Annotated in this window: 20 protein-coding genes and 1 pseudogene; 13 read left to right on the top strand and 8 right to left on the bottom strand. The window is 69.6% G+C overall.

Going from position 1 to position 17,696, the window contains the following annotated elements:
• Nucleotides 1-289: 289 nt before the first annotated feature.
• Both ABZ463_RS27370 and ABZ463_RS27365 read left to right on the top strand, forming a co-directional pair.
• Nucleotides 290-523: a hypothetical protein gene (locus ABZ463_RS27370; RefSeq protein WP_362780387.1), complete on the top strand. Its 234-nt coding sequence runs from the start codon at nt 290-292 to the stop codon at nt 521-523.
• A 12-nt stretch (nt 524-535) separates the two neighbouring features.
• A complete protein-coding gene (locus ABZ463_RS27365; protein ID WP_362780385.1) occupies nt 536-760 on the top strand; it encodes a BldC family transcriptional regulator in 225 nt (74 codons plus the stop codon).
• A gap of 7 nt (nt 761-767) precedes the next feature.
• Here the strand turns inward: ABZ463_RS27365 and ABZ463_RS27360 are convergent, their stop codons facing one another.
• From ABZ463_RS27360 to ABZ463_RS27345, 4 genes are all read right to left on the bottom strand, one after another.
• The gene (locus ABZ463_RS27360) at nt 768-1,220 is read right to left on the bottom strand and encodes a pyridoxamine 5'-phosphate oxidase family protein (RefSeq protein WP_362780382.1); all 453 of its coding nucleotides are present in this window, start codon (nt 1,218-1,220) and stop codon (nt 768-770) included.
• A gap of 14 nt (nt 1,221-1,234) precedes the next feature.
• Nucleotides 1,235-1,588 carry a VOC family protein gene (locus ABZ463_RS27355; RefSeq protein ID WP_362780379.1) on the bottom strand — a complete coding sequence of 118 codons (354 nt, stop codon included), beginning with the start codon at nt 1,586-1,588 and terminating at the stop codon, nt 1,235-1,237.
• Between the two features lie 132 nt (nt 1,589-1,720).
• Nucleotides 1,721-2,368: a response regulator transcription factor gene (locus ABZ463_RS27350; protein ID WP_362780377.1), complete on the bottom strand. Its 648-nt coding sequence runs from the start codon at nt 2,366-2,368 to the stop codon at nt 1,721-1,723.
• A complete protein-coding gene (locus ABZ463_RS27345) occupies nt 2,365-3,732 on the bottom strand; it encodes a histidine kinase (RefSeq protein WP_362780374.1) in 1,368 nt (455 codons plus the stop codon). Before ABZ463_RS27345 ends, ABZ463_RS27350 begins: the two co-directional genes overlap by 4 nt.
• A 97-nt stretch (nt 3,733-3,829) precedes the next feature.
• On the opposite strand from ABZ463_RS27345, the gene ABZ463_RS27340 reads away from it, so the two are divergent.
• Together ABZ463_RS27340 and ABZ463_RS27335 are read left to right on the top strand one after the other, a co-directional pair.
• On the top strand, nt 3,830-4,744 hold the full coding sequence (locus tag ABZ463_RS27340; RefSeq protein ID WP_362780371.1) for an ATP-binding cassette domain-containing protein: 915 nt from the start codon (nt 3,830-3,832) through the stop codon (nt 4,742-4,744).
• 5 nt (nt 4,745-4,749) lie between these two features.
• Entirely contained in the window at nt 4,750-5,553 is an 804-nt protein-coding gene (locus ABZ463_RS27335; RefSeq protein ID WP_362780369.1) for an ABC transporter permease subunit, read from the top strand.
• 3 nt (nt 5,554-5,556) lie between these two features.
• Here ABZ463_RS27335 and ABZ463_RS27330 read toward each other — a convergent pair whose 3' ends face one another.
• Complete coding sequence (locus ABZ463_RS27330; RefSeq protein ID WP_352014511.1) at nt 5,557-5,688, bottom strand: LysR family transcriptional regulator; 132 nt, start codon at nt 5,686-5,688, stop codon at nt 5,557-5,559.
• 124 nt (nt 5,689-5,812) lie between these two features.
• On the opposite strand from ABZ463_RS27330, the gene ABZ463_RS27325 reads away from it, so the two are divergent.
• Nucleotides 5,813-6,406 (top strand): ricin-type beta-trefoil lectin domain protein, encoded by a 594-nt coding sequence (locus ABZ463_RS27325; RefSeq protein ID WP_362780366.1) that lies wholly within the window; start codon nt 5,813-5,815, stop codon nt 6,404-6,406.
• A gap of 106 nt (nt 6,407-6,512) precedes the next feature.
• Here the strand turns inward: ABZ463_RS27325 and ABZ463_RS27320 are convergent, their stop codons facing one another.
• On the bottom strand, nt 6,513-6,686 hold the full coding sequence (locus ABZ463_RS27320; protein WP_362780363.1) for a hypothetical protein: 174 nt from the start codon (nt 6,684-6,686) through the stop codon (nt 6,513-6,515).
• Between the two features lie 159 nt (nt 6,687-6,845).
• Here ABZ463_RS27320 and ABZ463_RS27315 point away from each other — a divergent pair, with 159 nt between their 5' ends.
• On the top strand, nt 6,846-8,297 hold the full coding sequence (locus tag ABZ463_RS27315; protein WP_362780360.1) for an alpha/beta hydrolase: 1,452 nt from the start codon (nt 6,846-6,848) through the stop codon (nt 8,295-8,297).
• A 282-nt stretch (nt 8,298-8,579) separates the two neighbouring features.
• On the opposite strand, the gene ABZ463_RS27310 is transcribed toward ABZ463_RS27315, so the two are convergent.
• Nucleotides 8,580-9,545, bottom strand: a complete 966-nt coding sequence (locus ABZ463_RS27310; protein WP_362780358.1) for a LysR family transcriptional regulator — start codon at nt 9,543-9,545, stop codon at nt 8,580-8,582.
• 253 nt (nt 9,546-9,798) lie between these two features.
• Between ABZ463_RS27310 and ABZ463_RS27305 the strand changes: the two genes are divergently transcribed.
• Nucleotides 9,799-10,254, top strand: a complete 456-nt coding sequence (locus tag ABZ463_RS27305) for a hypothetical protein (protein ID WP_362780355.1) — start codon at nt 9,799-9,801, stop codon at nt 10,252-10,254.
• A gap of 970 nt (nt 10,255-11,224) precedes the next feature.
• A complete protein-coding gene (locus tag ABZ463_RS27300; protein ID WP_362780352.1) occupies nt 11,225-11,869 on the top strand; it encodes a hypothetical protein in 645 nt (214 codons plus the stop codon).
• Here ABZ463_RS27300 and ABZ463_RS27295 read toward each other — a convergent pair whose 3' ends face one another.
• The gene (locus tag ABZ463_RS27295; RefSeq protein ID WP_362780350.1) at nt 11,870-13,069 is read right to left on the bottom strand and encodes a cytochrome P450; all 1,200 of its coding nucleotides are present in this window, start codon (nt 13,067-13,069) and stop codon (nt 11,870-11,872) included. It lies immediately after the preceding gene.
• A gap of 136 nt (nt 13,070-13,205) precedes the next feature.
• On the opposite strand from ABZ463_RS27295, the pseudogene ABZ463_RS27290 reads away from it, so the two are divergent.
• The 5 genes and pseudogenes from ABZ463_RS27290 to ABZ463_RS27270 all read left to right on the top strand — a co-directional run.
• Nucleotides 13,206-13,451, top strand: a pseudogene (locus tag ABZ463_RS27290) (helix-turn-helix domain-containing protein); the annotation flags it as partial.
• Between the two features lie 66 nt (nt 13,452-13,517).
• Complete coding sequence (locus ABZ463_RS27285; protein WP_352014544.1) at nt 13,518-13,994, top strand: helix-turn-helix domain-containing protein; 477 nt, start codon at nt 13,518-13,520, stop codon at nt 13,992-13,994.
• A 132-nt stretch (nt 13,995-14,126) separates the two neighbouring features.
• Nucleotides 14,127-14,864, top strand: a complete 738-nt coding sequence (locus tag ABZ463_RS27280) for a GNAT family N-acetyltransferase (protein ID WP_362780348.1) — start codon at nt 14,127-14,129, stop codon at nt 14,862-14,864.
• Nucleotides 14,861-16,171 carry a M20/M25/M40 family metallo-hydrolase gene (locus tag ABZ463_RS27275; protein WP_362780346.1) on the top strand — a complete coding sequence of 437 codons (1,311 nt, stop codon included), beginning with the start codon at nt 14,861-14,863 and terminating at the stop codon, nt 16,169-16,171. Before ABZ463_RS27280 ends, ABZ463_RS27275 begins: the two co-directional genes overlap by 4 nt.
• Before the next feature lie 388 nt (nt 16,172-16,559).
• Nucleotides 16,560-17,696, top strand: a complete 1,137-nt coding sequence (locus tag ABZ463_RS27270) for a DUF559 domain-containing protein (protein ID WP_362780344.1) — start codon at nt 16,560-16,562, stop codon at nt 17,694-17,696.

Below are 17,696 nucleotides of genomic sequence, written 5' to 3'. Positions count from 1 at the left end.
TGGGGTTCCCCCCCGGCGGTCGGGGGGGGGGGAGACCCACACCCCCCCCCCCGCGGCGCCGCACCCCTCCCGGGGGCGCGCCGGTCGGCCGCCCCCCCCCCCCACCCCTCGCGAGACGGCTCCCACACACGCCGAGCGTGCTGGGGAAGGAGGGAGCCGTCTGGCGCACCGGCCCTGAGCGTGTGGGGCCGGTCCTCCTCCAGGGTGCCCGGTCCGTGCTCCCCGGCTCGGGGCCGGGCACCCGCCCCCTGAAAGGCAGCCCCCACCTCATCCCGCACCCAGGAAGACCATGACCGACGACGAACGACGGTTGATCGACCTGCTCATCAGCACCCACCCCGGCTGGCGGTATGAACACCTCCACCTGCCCGGCCTCCCCAAATGGTGGGCCATCCGGTACAAGCCGCTATGCCTCGACCAGCGCGAAGCCGGAGCCAGAGACATGCTCGGCCGTACGACACTGCGCCGGTTGGCCCACGCTCTGGCCCGGCACGACGAGATCCTCCACCGCAGCCGTTACTGAAGGAGCCCCGCCATGTCCCCCCTCAAGGCCGTCGCCCCCGATGGGACTTTCACCACCGGACCGGACACCACAGAACGACTCCTCACCCCTGGAGAGGTCGCCCGCATCTTCGGCGTGGACCCCAAGACCGTCAACCGCTGGGCCCTGACCGGGCGGATTCCCTCGGTGCGGACACCCAGCAGACAGCGGCGTTATCGGGAGAGCGACATCAAGGCCCTCCTCGGGGTCTCCCATTGAGAGAAGGTCAGGCCAGCCAGTGGCCGTCGCGCATCAGGTCGCGGTCCCGTAGTTCCTCCACCTCGCGCCAGGCCTGGATGTGGCGCGGTGAGACACGGAACCAGCGGTACGGCCCGGCCGACTCGCGCGGGTCGAAGCCGGTGCGCTTGGCGAAGCGGTCTCCCTGTCCCGGGGGCAGCGCGTCCATCTCAAGGACCTCGACCGTGCCCTCGATCATGGTCACGTCACGGGTGTGGCCGAGCCCGAGCCGGACGGTCCGGGTGGCGGCCAGGTTCCTGCCGGTCGGGCTGTTGACCGGGGTGGACAGCAGCAGCGCCTCGCCGTCCCAGTCGAAGGACAGCGGCACCATGTACGGCACGCCGTCCGCCGAGGCGCTGGCCACCCAGAGGTCGACGTCGTGGGCGAGCCGGTGCTCGGCGTCGTGACGCCGCTGGACACGGGAGCGGGGTGCGTCGTTCATGGCCGGTGTGTCGCTCACTTGTCCTGGAGGAGGCCGAGGACGTTGCCGTCGAGGTCGGTGAAGGTGGCCACCAGACGGCCGCCGCCGACGTCGTGCGCGGCCTCCTTCACGGTGGCTCCGGCGGCGGTCACCTCGGCCAGCTTCGCCTCGATGTCGGCCACGTGCCAGTAGGCCACCGGAGCGTCCGGGCTCTGCGGTCCGGAGGGCACCAGCCCGATGTGCTGGCCCTCGACGTCGAAGCCGACGTAGTAGGGGGAGTCGGCCTGCGGCTTCACTCCGAGCAGGGCGGTGTAGACGGCCTTGGCCGCCGCCAGGTCGGAGACGGGGTGCAGTACGGTCCTGATGCCCTGGTGGGAAGAGTCAGCCATGGTCGCTCCTGGATCAAATGCGTATATCTGGTGATGTGTCGGGGGTAAATCCCCGTTCACGATGACCACGCTATCTGTGTCCCACGCCCTGGCGCTTCTCCGATTCTGACCGGCCCCTGAAGCACCCCGGAATCAGCGGTGGCCCGCGTCCCTGACCAGTAGGGCGGCCTGGACGCGGTTGGAGCAGTTGAGCTTGGTCAGGATCCGGCTCACGTAGGTTTTGACGGACGCCTCGCTCATCGCCAGCCCACGGCCGATCTCGGCGTTCGACATGCCCTCGGCCAGCAGCCGCAGGACCTCGTCCTCACGGGGGGTCAGCGCGCCGAGCAGTTCGGCGGCCTCCCTTCTGCGATCCACCTCGGCGGGGGTGACCATGCCCAGGACCAGCCGGGTCACCGGGGGAGACAGGTAGGCGTCGCCGCCGTGCGCGGCCCTGACGGCGCGGATCAGCTCGTCCGGCGCGCAGCTCTTGAGCACGAACCCGGCCGCGCCGCCCCGCAGCGCCCGCACCACGTTCGGCTCGGTGCCGAACGACGTCAGCACCAGCGTCCGCAGTGCGGGCACCAGCCCGCGCAGCTCCTCGATCGCGCTCAGGCCGTCGAGCACCGGCATGTTGACGTCGACCAACGCGACGTCCACGCGGTGCCCGAGCGCCGCCTCGACGGCGGCCCTGCCGTTCGCCGCCTCGGCCACGACCTCGATGTCGGGCGCGGACTCCAGCACCGTGCGGATGCCCGCCGTGATCAGCGGTTCGTCGTCGGCCACCAGGACCCTGATCACCGGACCACCCCCAGCAGCAGGCTCGCGGGCAGTGTCACGAACATCAGGACCGCGACGGCGGCGCCGAGGGCGACCGTACGGACCCGTCCCACGGCGGGCAGGTCGTCCACCACGAGGTCGTCCTCCAGAGGTGTGACGGGGAGCATCGCGAAGAGCCGGAAGCCGTCGTCGGACAGCCGGTGGTCCAGGACCCCACCGGCGGGCCGTACCCGCTCGGCGAGCCCCGCGAGACCGTGGCCCCCGCTCCCAGAACCCGGGACATCACCCCTACCGGCCTCGGCCCCGACCTCGGGACCCAAAGCTCCGAGATCCGAGGCCCCGGCCCCGGTCTCAGAACCCTCGCTCCCAAGACCCGAGACCCCGGGACCCGAGAGACCGTCCCACCCGACCTCGACTCCGGCTCGCGTCTCATCCCCGGCCCCGGTCTCCGGCCGTTCCGGCAGGGGGTTGACGACCGTGAGCAGCAGGGCGTCCGACTCCCAGTCGACGGTCACGGTGACCGGCTGGCGCGGGGCGTGTTTGGCCGCGTTGGTCAGCCCCTCCTCGACCACCCGGTAGGCGGCCTGTCCCGCCGCGAAGGACAGGGGACGCGGCCGCCCCCGCTCCCGCAGCGTCACCGGGACGCCCGCCCGGCGGAACTCCTCGGTCACGGTGCCGATCGCCTCGACCGTCAGAGACCTGGACGGCTCCTCCTCGCCGCGTAGCGCCCCGACCAGGTCGTGCAGCTCGTGCATGGCGGCCCGCGCGGACTCGGCCAGCTGCCCGACGGCCTGCCGGTGCCGTACGGGCAACGCGGAGACCTCAAGGGCGGCGGCCTGTACGGAGACCAGGCTGAGCCGGTGGCCCAGGGAGTCGTGCATGTCCCTGGCGATCCGCAGGCGTTCGCGCAGCCGTTCCTGTTCGGCCAGGAGGTCCCGCCGCAGCCGCAGTTGCCGGTTGCTCTGGTCGAGGGCCGCGACCAGCCGCCGGTGCTGTGCGAGATAGAGGCCGACGAGCAGCGGCAGCGCCACGAACACGAGGTAGGTGGACAGCAGGGTGCCGACCGCCTGCGGGGTCAACGGCCCCGCCGCGAGCCGTACGGCGAGGCCCCCCGCGCCGGCACCGGCGACCACCGCCACGCCGGAGCGGGAGAGGACCTCCTGCCCGGCCTGGTAGGCGCTCCACAGCAGCAGGATGTAGGAGCCGCCGCTCAGCGAGGCGAGCGCCAGGGCCGCGACGAAGGCGGCGACCGGGCTCCGCGTGCGCAGCACGACCACCAGCACCGTCGCCAGGGCGTACGCCACGACGGCCCAGGACCGGTGCGCGGAGAGGAACAGCACGGTGTCCACGACGACCACGGCGGCGGCGATGAGGTGTCGGCCCATGCCCAGCAGGCTATGCGTGGTCGTGCGCGACTTTCGTCGTCGGGACCGGAGACTTTCGAGGACTGTGCGTGACCTGCCCCGTTCCTAGCCTGAACGGGTGATCGAAGTACGGAATCTCACGAAACGACGCCGGGGCAGGGCGGTCGTCGACGACCTGTCCTTCACGGTCGAACCCGGTCACGTCACCGGATTCCTGGGCCGCAACGGCGCGGGCAAGAGCACCACGATGAGGCTGATGCTGGGCCTCGACCACCCCTGCGCGGGACGGGTCCTCTTCGACGGCGTGCCGTACCGGCGGCTTCCCGAGCCGCTGCGGCGGGTGGGGGTCATGCTGTCGCCGCCGGCCGTGCACCCGGGCCGCACCGCCTTCGACCACCTGCTGTGGCTGGCCAGGACCAACCGCGTCCCCCGGGGGCGGGTCGGGGAGGTCCTGGAGACGGTCGGGCTCACCGGCGCGGCGCGTCAGCGGGCGGGCTCCCTCTCCCTCGGCATGACCCAGCGGCTCGGCATCGCCGCCGCCCTGCTCGGTGACCCTCCGGTGCTGCTGCTGGACGAACCGGTCAACGGGCTGGACCCCGAGGGGGTCCTGTGGATCAGGGGCATGCTGAGGACCCTGGCCGCGGAGGGCAGGACGGTCTTCTTCTCCAGCCACCTGATGGGGGAGACGGCCCTGACCGCCGAACGTCTGGTGGTCATCGGCGGGGGCCGGTTACTCGCCGACACGACCGTGCGGCGGTTCGTCGAGGACAACGCCCGCTCCCACGTACGGCTGCGCACCCCGGAGCCGGGGCGGATGCGCGAGGCGCTGGCCATGGCCGGGATACAGGTGGGGGCGGCGGAGGACGGCTCTCTTGAGGTCCACGGCGTCGAGGCCGCCAGGCTCGGCGAGCTGGCCGCCGCCAACGGCGTGACGTTGCACGAGGTCAGCACGCAGTCGCCCTCCCTTGAGGAGGCCTTCATGAGGCTCACCGGTGCCGAAGCCGGTGCCCGAACCGAAGCCGGGCGGCGGTGAGTGCCATGACGGAGACGTCCCGGACGACGGCGATCCGGGCGGTCGTGGCCGCGGAATGGGCCAAGATCTGGTCGCTGCGTTCGACGGTCCTCGTCCTGCCGTTGACGCTCGTGCTCAGCGCCGTCCTCGCGTATCTCGTCGGGGCGAGCACCGCCAACGGCTTCACCCGTATGCCGAGCGAGATGCAGAGCAGGTTCGACCCGTTGTTCATCACCTTCTACGGCCTCACGCTGAGCCAGCTTCCCCTGGTGGTGTTCGGCGTGCTGGTGGTCGGTGGCGAGTACACCTCGGGGACGATCACGGCCTCGCTGACGGCGGTGCCGCGTCGCGGCCTGTTCTACACGGGCAAGGTGCTGGCCGGGCTGCTGACGGCCCTGGGCGTCTCGGCGCTCTCGGTGGTGGCGGCCTTCGTCGCCGCGCAGGCGGGGCTGGGGCCGTACCGCACCTCGTTCGGCGCGGCGGGGGTGCCGCAGGCGGTCGTCGGGGCCTGGCTGTACCTGGCGCTGATCTGCGTGTTCGCCATGGGGGTCGCGACGATGCTGCGTGGCTCGGCGGGGCCGCTCGCGATCCTGATGCCGCTGCTGTTCCTCGGTTCGCAGGGGCTCGGGAACGTCCCCGGCCTCAAGGCCGTGACCCAGTATCTCCCCGACCAGGCGGCTGCGGTGATCATGCACCTCACCGGCCCGCCGGGCGATCCGAGGTTCGGCCGCGACCTCGGTCCCTGGACGGGGATGGGCGTTCTCGTGCTGTGGGTCGTCCTCTCCCTCGGGGGCGGTTACCTCGTACTGCGCCGCCGCGACGTCCGCTGATCCTCAGTTCTCCTTTTCCGGGTGGCGGATCTGTTCGCCGCCCGATTGCTGGGTGACGTGCATCCGGGCGGCGGCCTTTCCGAAGTGCGGTTCCTCGGCGACCGCGATGGCGTATTCAAGCCGGCGGAGCTCCACGCCTTCATGATTTCAGCGCGTTGACAGGCGTGAACAGGATCGACAGGCACGGCCTGTCAGACATACGCCGATCAGTCGTTGATCTCCGCTCCGTCCTGGGATGACATGTAGATCAATCAGGCGGATGCGTTCCGTGTCGCCCGATCGAAATCGTAATCAATTGGATGTGCCCGACCAGATTCCAGGAAAAGGAGAGGCCATGCCTACGGCAGGCAAGTCATCCCGCGCGCGACAGGTCGCGATGCGCATCGGCCTGCGTCTCATTCCGGTGGGGGCGATTCTCGCATCGACCACCCTCATCGCCACACCGGCCCACGCGGCAAGCGTGACCATCATCCGCAGCTGGGAGACGGGGCTGTGCCTGGACAGCAACTTTGCCGGGGAGGTCTACACCTTGCCCTGCAACGTGCCCCAGAACAACAACCACCAGAAATGGCGCACGAACTATCCGAGTACGGGAAGGACCTGGATCCAGAACCTCGCCACGGGACTTTGCCTGGTAACTTCCGAGGGGAACACGGTCCGTACCGTGCCATGCGACACGGGGGGATTTTACCAGGAATGGGTCATCGAGCCATCGGGGCTCGATTCGAACCCGGACGCCTGGATGGCGGGCAATTACGCGACGAAGGATACGCTGAAAAGCGACCGGTCCGGCCGTGTCTTTACCTACTACACCTCCAATCCCTTCCTCAGGAACTGGAAATTCGGTTACTGACGTTCCCTTTCGGCATTGCCTGCCCGCCGGATAGCCTCCGGCGGCCGGCTGCCCGATGCGCGGCGAGGCCGCCGACCGACGGTTCGACGAACGGCTTCGGCGCCGGTCAGCGCGGCGTGAGTGCCGCGTAGCGGTGGAACAGCCGATTGTGAGGATTGATCAGGTCGGCTGGGCCGTGCGCCGCCTCGCGGGTCGCCTCCTCGGCGATCCGTGAGGCCCAGGACGTGTCGTACACCACGCCCGACCGCTCGCGGACGAACGCGCGATATTGACCGGTCAAGAATCGTGGTGTCGAGGGCATCGGCATACGCCTGTGATTGGAGATCGCGTGCGTAGAACCGTTTCACTGTTCGCCGTCGCGCTGACGGCTCTTACGATGTTGTCCCCCCTTCCGTCTGCCGAGGCCACGCCGGCGGCTTCAGCGGCTTCAGCGGCGCCGGTGGCGGCGATCACCTGGACGCCGTGCCCGCGATACCCCTTTGGCGAGTGCGGCAAGCTCGCCGTACCGGTGGACTGGAACGACCCCGGCGGGCGGACGATCGACCTGGCCGTGGCCAGGCTCAAGGCCACCGACCCCGCGGCCAGGATCGGCTCTCTGCTGCTGCATCCCGGCGGCCCCGGCTCCTCCGGGGTCGGCTACGCGCTTTCCCTGAACAACTTCAGCCCGGAGCTCAAGCGCCGGTTCGACATCGTGGGGTTCGAACCCCGCGGTGTAGAGGGCAGCGGGCGCATCGCATGTTCGGCCCAGCTGATGTCCCAGTTTCCCGATCCGCTCATCAAGAGTCAGGCGGAGTTCGACGCCTGGCTCGACTACGGCAAGCGGTTGCGCGCCGACTGCCGTGCCCGGACAGGGCCGGTCTTCGACCATGTCGACAGCGTGAGCGCGGCCCGCGACATCGACGCGATCCGCGAAGCGCTCGGCGAGGAGAAGGTCACCTACTACGGCCTCTCCTACGGCACGCTGGTCGGCCAGATGTACGCCGAACTGTTCCCCCACCGGATCCGCGCCCTCGCCCTGGACAGCAACCTGGACCACAGTCTGAGCACCGGCCCCTACCTCTACAGCTGGGCCACGTTCGCCCAGGACAGTTTCGACGAGTTCGTGAAGTGGTGCGGTAGGGAGACCCGATGCGCGCTGCACGGCACGAACGTGCGCGCGTTCTGGGCTCGCCTGCTGGAGCGTGCCGACCGAGGTGAGATCCGCGCCCCTGGCGCCCCTGCCAGGTCACTCACCAGACAGGACGTGATCCGCTACGTCTTCCGGGCGGGCTATGTACCCACGTGGTTCGAACTGGCCGAACTGCTCGTCGCCCTGGATGCGGGCGCGCAGGAGCCGCCCGCCTCCGCGGCCTGGCTGCTGGGTGAGACGACGAACCCGCGGCAGGCCCCTGCGGCCGCCGAGCTGGAAGTGTCCAACCCTCTCCAGATCTTCTGTGAGGATTTTCGCTGGCCGATCCGCGACTACCGCGAGTACACCAAACATCTCCGCCGCGCCAAGGCCATCGCACCGGATATGGGGATCGTCCCGACCAGTCTGACGCTCACCGCCCTGTGTCTGGGTGAACCGGATCCGATCCCGAACCCACAGCATCGCCTGCGGGTGAAGGGCGGCCCGCCGCTGCTGATCGTCAACGGGCTGCACGACCCGGCCACCGGCTACGCCTGGGCGCGCAACGCCGCCGCCCAGATCGGGAAGAAGGCGCGGCTGCTCACCTACGAAGGGTGGGGGCACGGCGCCTATGGCCGTGGCGACTGCGTCACGGCCGCCGTTGACGCCTACCTGATCTCGCTGAGGCTGCCCGCGCGAGGAACCCGGTGCCCGGCCGTACCGGTGGCGCCACCCGACGCGGCCGACCGGCCCGCATGGATGGGAACATGTCCACGTAGATGATCGACATGAAGTTGTTGATGCTGACGTGCAGCAGCATGGCCAGCGGCAGGTGCCAGAGGCCCCACACCGGGCCGAGGATGGAAGATGCTGAAAGCCGGTCACCCGGCGAAGCGGAGCGATCGGAAAAGCCTGGGGTCACGGCTCTGAAGCGGACCGAAGCCGGCGCACGGTCACCATCAGCCAGGAACTCAACCGGCATGCCCACCCGCGACTCGCGATCACGCTGCGACCGTTGTTCCGAGAGCCCACAGCGGCGGATGATCCGCGCTCGGCAGAGGTCGCTCATCCTGAGGTTTCACTGAGGGGGTCGAGCCCGTCCGGCGGTCCGCTCCGCAGGTCCGGGTAGCCGGGGACGAACGCCCCGGCCTCCCGGAGTTCACGGACGATCTGGACGAAGGCCAGGACGGAGGGATCGGTGGTGCCCCGCCGCCATACGATGCGCTGGTCGGCGAGCGGGCTCGGTTCGGTGAAGGGCCGGTACACCACGCCGGCGAACGGCCGGGCCGCGGCGGAGGCCGCGACCGTGATCCCGATCGCCGCGTCGGCGAGGACCAGTGGCAGCAGCCGGTCCAGGCTGGAGATCTCCCGGTGGATCGTCACCACGGTGCCGTGGTCGCGCAGGTGGCCGATGATGTGGTCGTACAGCCAGGGGCTGAGGTTCCGCTCGTGCACGATGATCGGCCGGTGGGAGAGCCGTACGGGATCGATGGCGGTCTCGGTGGCGAGGGGATGGGTGGCGGCCAGGGCCAGGACGAACGGTTCGCGGACCACCAGCAGCGAGTCCAGCCCCGGCCGGGCCTCGGTGTTCCAGCAGAAGCCGATGTCCAGGCGGCGGTCCTCCAGCGCGGCGAGCTGGTCGGCGGTGGTCATCGGGCACGGCGCCGGCCGTACCTCGGGCAGACGCGCACGTAGCGCGGGGACGACGAGCTGGAACAGGCGCAGGCCGAGGTCCGCGGCGTGACCGATGCGAAGTTCGTCGGCCGGGCCGGCGGCGGCGCGACGTCCGGCGTCGAGCGCGTGGCGGGCGGCGGCCACCGCCCGGCGGGCCTCGGGCAGGAACGCCTCACCCACCACGGTCACGGTGACCCGGCGGCTGGTGCGGACGAACAACGGGGCGCCGATCTCCTTTTCCAGCCGGCGAATCTGCTCGCTGATCGATTGCTGGGTGACGTGCATCCGGGCGGCGGCCTTTCCGAAGTGCAGTTCCTCGGCGACCGCGATGGCGTATTCAAGCTGGCGGAGCTCCACGCCTTCATGATTTCAGCGCGTTGACAGGCGTGAACAGGATCGACAGGCACGGCCTGTCAGACATACGTCGATCAGTCGTTGATCTCCGCTCCGTCCTGGGATGACATGTAGACCAATCAGGCCGATGCGCTTCGTGCCACCCGATCGAAATCGTGATCGACCCGCGCCCGGAAAGAACCGCCGAGTTGAGGTTTCGGATTTCTCCTCCGGGCCGTCAGGGCTGTTCCGCAATGCCCCCCGATTGGAGAAATTCATGAACCGACTCCGCACATTCACCATGGTGGCCGGGGCGATCGTCGCCGCCCTGGTGAGCGTCACCCCGAGTGGGACGGCGAGCGCCGCCCCGTCATCCTCCGGGCTCGCCCAATCCGGGAGCGGGGTCCAGGTGTCGGAGGTCTACCCCGGGTGCGAGGTGTTCTTCGAGGATCCCCACGTGGTGGACGGCAAGGTGCGTTTCAACGGCGGCGCGCGATGCTCCGAATCCGCTCCGGCCACCGTTGACTGGCTGCTCGTCTGGCTCTCCCCGCAGAACGACGCGCCCTACGACGAAGCGGTCGGCGAGGGAAACGGCCCCGAGAAGTCCCACTCCGCGAGCAGCACCGTGCCATGCGTCGACGGCACCTACCAGGGCACCGTCTTCGCCTCCGTGTTCGGGAACAAGGGCGTCGACCAGATGTGGGTGGACCGTGAGGTGACCGTCGACTGCTGACCGTTCGCCTTCCTCCGCTCCCGGATTACGGAAACCCGCAAATACCGCTGGCGTTTCTACGCGTGCCCTTTTTGGAGAGCGTTGTGAAACATCGTTCACCTCCCTTACTCAGCCTCGTCGCGGTCGCGGTCTCCGTCGTGCTGGTTTTCACCGGCATCGCCGTACCCGCGCAGGCCCTGTCCACGTGTGAAGGCGCGAACCGCGCCGCCGCCCGACTGGCGGCCGTTAGGGAGGGGCGATACGCCTGATGTGCGCGGGTGCGGCTCCCGCGCACCTCGCCGCGTTGGCGGCGAACGCCGACGACGTGGTGATGAGCTTCGAAGTCCCGCAGGTCGACCGTGGCCCCCTCCAGGCCGAGGTGAACAAGATCCACAGGGCGCAGGAGGCGGGCCCGGTCGCCCCTGAGTGCTCCCTCGCCTCCAGGGAGTACCAGGGGGTCCCATGGCCGGCCGTTCGCCGGAGGGAACCCGTGTCGGCTGATGATCGCCGGGTCTGTCGGTCGGGACGGGAACGGCGGCGTTGGCCTCCAGGAAGATGGCCAGGTCTCACCGGCCGCCGACGAAGGCGGTGCGGCGCCGGGTGCCGGTGGACACGGTGTCCGATGTCGCTTGACGCGTCGCGCGGCGGTCAGCCCGCCGCCTTGCGCGTACCGCATGAGCGGGGGGTACCACCGGAACCGGACATCACGAGTTAAAGATCAGTGGGTCTGGACGGTCACCGTGTGGAGAAAATTGAAATCCGTTTGGTTCGCGGACCCGTGGCGGATTCCCGTGAATCGGCATGGCCGAAACGGGATGCGGCCGCGTTCATATGCTGTTTGTTTTTCACCGGATTCGACGCGGTCGTCGGGGCGACTTCCCTGCTCGGGGGTGTGCGGTGCCCCGCGCTCGTATACTTTTCACAGTCGGCGGGCCGGTCGGTTGGTTCATTGTGATGGACGCGGATTCCGCGGTGGCAGATGATTTCTTTCATGACTGATGTTTCCCCGGGCCGGTCTGATGCCGTGGTCTTACGTCCTCAGCGGCCGGGATGGCTGGTCGCCATGGCCGCGTCGATCCCGTTGCTGCTCATCGGGCTGGTGTTCCTGCTGCTACGGATGGTCAACGGTTCGTACGGCAGCGAGGGCCTCGGGCTGCTCGCCCTGCCCGCGTTCGTGATCCTGTTGGGCGTGCCCGCCGTCTGGGGCATCGTGTATCTGCTGCGGCGCGGGCGGACGATGCGCCTGGTCGTTGACGGCGACACGCTGCGGTACGTGGGATGGAACGGGAAAGGGTGGCAGCTCTCCCGCTCCACGATCACCAACGTGCACTACGTCAATGTCATGAACCCGATGGCCACGAAACCGACACCCTGGATCATCATCAGCACGAACGCCGACGACGTCGCGCGGGTGCTGTGGCAGAGCGACTGGCCCGACGGGCTGCTTCGGGTCTGGAAGCAGAACGGCGTCGTCGTGAGCCGCGACGACCTGTCGTTCCGCGAGGTGATCAGCCGTTACCCGCGCCTGGAACTGCCCTGGTGGCACCGGCGGCCCGCCCTCGCGGGCCTGCTGTACGCGGTGGTCTTCATCGTGTACGTGTTCCTGGTGGTCATGCCCTTCGTGTTCATGTCGTGATCACACGTCCCAGGTGACCGGGAGGCTCGTGACCCCGTGGATGTCGGCGGCCTCCGGGCGCAGGCCGACCTCCTCGGCCGGTACGGCCAGGCGGAGCGTGGGGAAGCGGTTGACGAGCGCGGGGAAGGCGACGCGCATCTCGACGCGGGCGAGCTGCTGACCGAGGCACTGGTGGACGCCGTGACCGAAGGCCAGGTGGCCGCCGTCGTCGCGGCGCAGGTCGAGCAGGTGGGGGTCGGCGAAGCGCTGGGGGTCGCGGTTGGCGGCGTGGTAGGCCAGGATGATCATGGTTCCGGCCGTGATGGTGTGGCCGCCGACCTCCACGTCCTCAAGGGCGACCCGGTAGAACTGTTTGGCGACGGACAGGTAGCGCAGGAGCTCCTCGACGGCCCGGTCGGTGAGGGCGGGGTCGGCGCGCAGCGCGGCCAGCTGCGCGGGGTTGCGCAGTAGCGCGAAGGTGCCCAGGGCCAGCATGTTGGCGGTGGTGTCGAGTCCGGCGGCCAGCAGGAGGAAGCCGATCCCCCGGAGCTCCTCGTCGGTGAAGTCGCCGTCGACGAGGTCGCTGAGCACGTCGTCGGTGGGGTCGGCGCGCTTGGCGGTCACCAGTTCGGCGAGATAGTGCTGGACCGAGGTGTAGGCGGTGAGCATCTCGTCGTCGCCGACCTGCCCGCTGATGAGCGACTCGACCTGCGACTGGAAGGAGCCCCGGTCCTCGTACGGCACGCCGAGGAGTTCGCAGATCATCATGGCGGGGATGGGCTTGGCGAACGCGGTCACCAGGTCCGTCGGGGGACCGGCCTTCTCCATGGCGTCCAGGTGGTCGGCGGTGATCTGTTCGACGCGCTCGGTGAGTTGCCGCATCCGCCGTACGGTGAACTTGCCGACGAGCGGCTTGCGGTAGCGGCCGTGCAGGGGCTCGTCCATGAGAAGGAACTCGCCCGGTGCCGCCGGAGGGGTCTCGACGTCGCCGTAGTCGATCAGCGGGTGGTGGCGCATGAGTTCCCTGCGGGAGCTGAAGCGCGGGTCGGCCAGGATGGATCTGACCAGGTCGTAGCCGGTGACCAGCCAGCCCTGGTGCCCGTCGGCGAAGGTCAGACGGCTGATGGGGCTGTGCGCGCGGGCCTCGGTCAGTTCCTTGGGCGGGTCGAACGGACAGCCGGACTGACGCGCGGTCGGCAGTGCTGTGACGGTGTGTTCCATTGCCATTCCTCGCCTCGCGATAGTACGTGTTCGATACATCTTGAAAGCTACGTTGCATCAGGAATGACTGTCAATCATTCGAAATGCATTTGCCCAGGTAAGTCGCGATAAATTGGTGCAATGACGCTGGGGTCGAATGCAATCGATCGTTGCAATGAATGGAGGCGAAGGCAATACTGACGGCATGCCAGGCGGACGGTTGACCCAGCAGGAACGCAGGCGCATCGCCACCGGACTCACCGACGGCCTCTCCTACGCCGAGATCGCCCGGCGGCTCGACCGGCCGACCTCGACGATCAGCCGGGAGATCGCCCGCAACGGCGGCCCCGGCGACTACCGGCCCCAGGAGGCGCACCTGGCGACGGTCCAGCGGGCGCGGCGCGGCACCCCGGCGCCCCCGCGCGCGACCGGGTCGCCGGGTGACGCCAGGGAGGAGGAGATCATCGAGATGGCGGTCAGGACGGGGCTGCCGAGAATGATGGCGCGCGTGCACCTCGACCTGATGATGTCCGAGGAGGGCAGGCGCACCGCCGCCGAACTGACCCGCAGGCTGAAGATCAGCCCGGCCTCCGTCTCCGTGGCCGTGAACTACCTGCTCCAGCACGGGTTCATCCGGCGCGAGCGCGATCCGCGGCGGCGTCGTGACGTCTACGTGGTCGACGACGACAGCTGGTACCACTCGATCGTGATCAGCGCGGGCCAGACACTTGAGGCGGGACGGGCCGCGATGGCGGCGGCGGAGGCGGTCGGCTTCGACGGGCCCGTCGGACGGCGGCTGGTCAGGGGAGGGGCGCTCCTGGAGCGGATCGGCCTGGACATCCTGAGGTCGGTCGAGCGTTGGCGCGTGTACGCCGACCGGCCGGAGAATCCCTCGCGCGAACCCCGGGCCCGGCGGCCGGTCGTGTTCCGCTGGCCCCGGGAGTAGTTCGGCCGGTCCCTGGAGCGGTTCCGTCGGTCCTGGAGCGGTTCCGCCAGTCCCGGGAGTAGGGGAATAACGCCGGGCGGGAGACAATTAACCCTTCTATTCAAGTAGGAATAAAGGGTTATGGAGGGCCGGATGTCGAACGCGCCTTCGGGGTGGGACGCGGCCGGTGAGCCGCATCCCCTGGACGCCCCCGCCAGGTCGTCCCTGAACGGACCGCACGCCCACTTCGCCGAACGGCGCGGCAACGTGCTGCGCTACCCGGCCGACGTCGCCACGTTCACCGCGCTCCCCGAGGAGCCCGACGCCACCGACTGGGAGGACATCGCCACGCTGGTCGGCCCCGGTGAGGTGGTCCCCCTCAACGGGGTACGAACCCCACCACCCGACGGGTGGGAGGTCGTGATGCGGCTGGCCGGTGTCCAGCTGGTCGACGACGGGGTGCGTGCCGCGCCGTACGAGGAGGCGGTCCGCCTGGAGAGGAAGGACGTGCCGGAGATGCTCGAACTCGTCGAACGGACCAGGCCGGGGCCGTTCCTGCCCCGCACCATCGAGATGGGAACCTACCTCGGCGTCCGCAGGAACGGCGCGCTGGTCGCGATGGCGGGCGAACGGCTGCACCCACCGGGCTGGACGGAGATCAGCGCCGTCTGCACCGACGAGGCCTTCCGGGGGCAGGGGCTGGCGACCCGGCTCGTGCTCGCCGTGGCCCACGGCATCCGCGGCCGGGGCGAGACGCCGTTCATGCACGCCGCGGCGAGCAACACGAACGCGATCCGCCTCTACGAGTCGCTCGGGTTCAGGCTCCGCCGTACGACGACGTTCCTCGCCGTGCGCGTCCCCGGCCATATCCCCGTCGTCCCCGTCGCATGAGCGTCGAGACGGCCGTCGCCGAGGTCGTGACCCTGGCCAGTGAACTCATCGCGATCGACACCACCAACACCGGCGACCCCACGGCGCCGGGCACCGAACGGGCGGCGGCCGAGTACGTCGCGGCCAAACTGTCCGAGGTCGGTTACGAGACCACCTACGTCGAGTCCGGCGCCCGGGGCAGGGGGAACGTCATCGCCAGGCTGCCGGGGGCCGACCCGGCGCGGGGCGCGCTGCTGATCCACGGCCACCTCGACGTCGTGCCCGCAGACCCGGCCGAATGGTCAGTGCACCCGTTCTCCGGGGAGGTGCGCGACGGCTACGTGTGGGGACGCGGCGCGGTCGACATGAAGGACATGGTGGCCATGACGCTGGCCGTCGCGCGCTCCTTCAAACGCGACGGCGTCGTCCCGCCCCGGGACCTGATCTTCGCCTTCCTCGCCGACGAGGAGGCCGGCGGTTTCTACGGCGCCCGCTGGCTGGTCGACAACCGCCCCGAGCTGTTCGAGGGCGCGACCGAGGCGATCAGCGAGGTCGGCGGCTTCTCGGTCACCCTCGCCGACGACGTGCGCGCCTACCTCGTCGAGACGGCGGAGAAGGGCGTCATGTGGCTGCGGCTGACGGCCAGGGGTACGGCGGGGCACGGGTCGATGCTGCACAGGGACAACGCGGTGGCGAAGCTGGCCGCCGCGATCACCCGCCTCGAACGGCACCGCTTCCCGCTCGTGCTCACCGACCCGGTGCGTGAGCTGCTCACCGGCGTCGCCGAGGTGACCGGCGTCCCCTTCGACCCCGACGACCCCGAGGCCGCCGTCGCCCGCCTCGGGAACCTGTCCAGGATGATCGGCGCGACCCTCAGGGACACCGCGAACGTCACGATGTTCGAGGCCGGATACAAGGCCAACGTCGTCCCCTCGGTGGCCAGGGCGACCGTGGACGGCCGGATGCTCCCCGGGCGGGAGAAGGCCTTCGAGGCCGAACTCGCCGAGGTCCTCGGCCCGGACATCATCCGCGAGTGGGACAGCCTGCCCCCGGTACGGACCACCTTCGACGGGGCGCTCGTCGAGGCGATGGCCACGGCCGTCACGGCGGAGGACCCGGGCGCCCGCCTCCTGCCCTACATGCTGTCGGCGGGCACGGACGCCAAATCCTTCCAGCGACTCGGCGTGCGGCACTTCGGTTTCTCACCGCTGAAACTGCCGCCCGATCTCGACTTCACCGCGCTGTTCCACGGGGTGGACGAACGCGTGCCGGTCGATGCCCTGGAGTTCGGCACCAGGGTTCTCGACCGTTTCCTGCGCGCGTGCTGAACGCCGTACCGGACTCGTCGCCCCGAGTCCGGTACGGTCCCAACTAGCGCCTTAAGGGCATTTCCCGGGAAATCTATACACGGGTCCAGGCATTCCCCTATGGTCTTTTCCCTGGATCTTTCGCTCGTGCGGGTTGACGTACCGCCGGGCCCGTTTCTCCGAGGCGTCCTTTCCCGGAGAACGACCACGACAGGCGGGGATCCGGAAAAGACCCGGTCTCCACCGGGCTGAAACTCCGTGGCCCGGAGGGAACGACATGGCGCGATCGTGGAACGAGCCACCGGCGCGGCGGGTCGTCTGGATTCGCCGGGCTGATCCCACGGCCGCCACGAAGGTCACCTCGGCCCCGTCGTCCTCGGCCGATTTCACGACCACCACGGCGTCTGCGATGTTTCCCCACACCATGGGCGGCGGCCCGGCCGTACGGGAGACGGTCGCCGAGGTGCTCGACGCGCTGGAGAAGGCCGTCACCGGTCTCTACCCCGCCTGGCTCCCCGAGGCCGCGGACATCACCGGGCCGGGCGGGCTCGCGCTGCCCGCCGTACGCGAACTGGCCAGACGGAAGGTCCGGGGCCGTCGCGACCTCGCCGCCTTCCTGGGCGACCTCGCCGCGCGCTCCCTGGCGGGCGAGGGCCTGCGCCTTCCCCACCGGCCCGTCCCGCCGGAGACGCGGGCCGAGGGCCTGGCCATGGCGTTCGCCGCGAGCTTCGGCCGCCCGCACACCGTGGTCCTGGCCACGATCCCCGAGGGACTCTCGCCCGCCCGGGAGGAGACGCTGGTGGCGGCGGCCGAATGGCTCACCCACCGCGGCCACCTGGGCGTCTGCCTCACCGGAGCCGCCCTGACCACGGTCGACCGAGTCCCGGTGCTGACATCTCTCCAGGAGTACGGCCCCGCCTCACCCCTGGGGCCTTCCCCGGCGGCCGGTTCTTCGGCTTCTCCGCTGGCCGGTTCCTCCATGAACGGTTCTACGGCCTTTACCGCGCGCGGTTCCTCGTCTCCTGAGGCTTCATCGATGGGCGGTCCTCCGGCCTCTTCGGTTTCTTCGGTGGCAGGCCCCTTGATGGGAAGGCCTTCGGCTTCTTCGGCTGTGGAGTCCTCGGCGGTCGGTTCTCCGGGTTCGCCGGTGGCTGGTTCCTCGGCGTCCTCGGTGGCGGGGTCTTCGGCCGTGGCGGGGCGTCCGCATCCGGGGAGTTCCGTCGAGGCGGCCCTGGAGCGGGCGCTCAGCGCGCACGCCTGGGCGGCGGGGCGCGCCTGGAACCAGACCTACCAGCCGCATCCGCTGGTCAACCCCATCAAGGTCGATCTGATCTGGCAGGCCGAACGCTGCGTCGTCGAACTCGACGGCCGCGACCATCGCAGGCCGAGGAAGCTCGCTGGGGACCGTCTACGCGACGAACGCCTCATTGAGGACGGTTACGCGGTCATCCGTTTCACCAATGAGCGCGTCTTGACCGATATGCCGTCCGTACTCCGAGAACTGAAGCGCTTTCTCCACACCCACCGCGCCACGCACGAAGGATAG

Source organism: Streptosporangium sp. NPDC020145 (assembly GCF_040631275.1).
Classification (GTDB): domain Bacteria; phylum Actinomycetota; class Actinomycetes; order Streptosporangiales; family Streptosporangiaceae; genus Streptosporangium.
The sequence above is the reverse complement of the archived record's forward strand: the minus strand, read 5'-3'. Positions and strand labels throughout refer to the sequence as shown.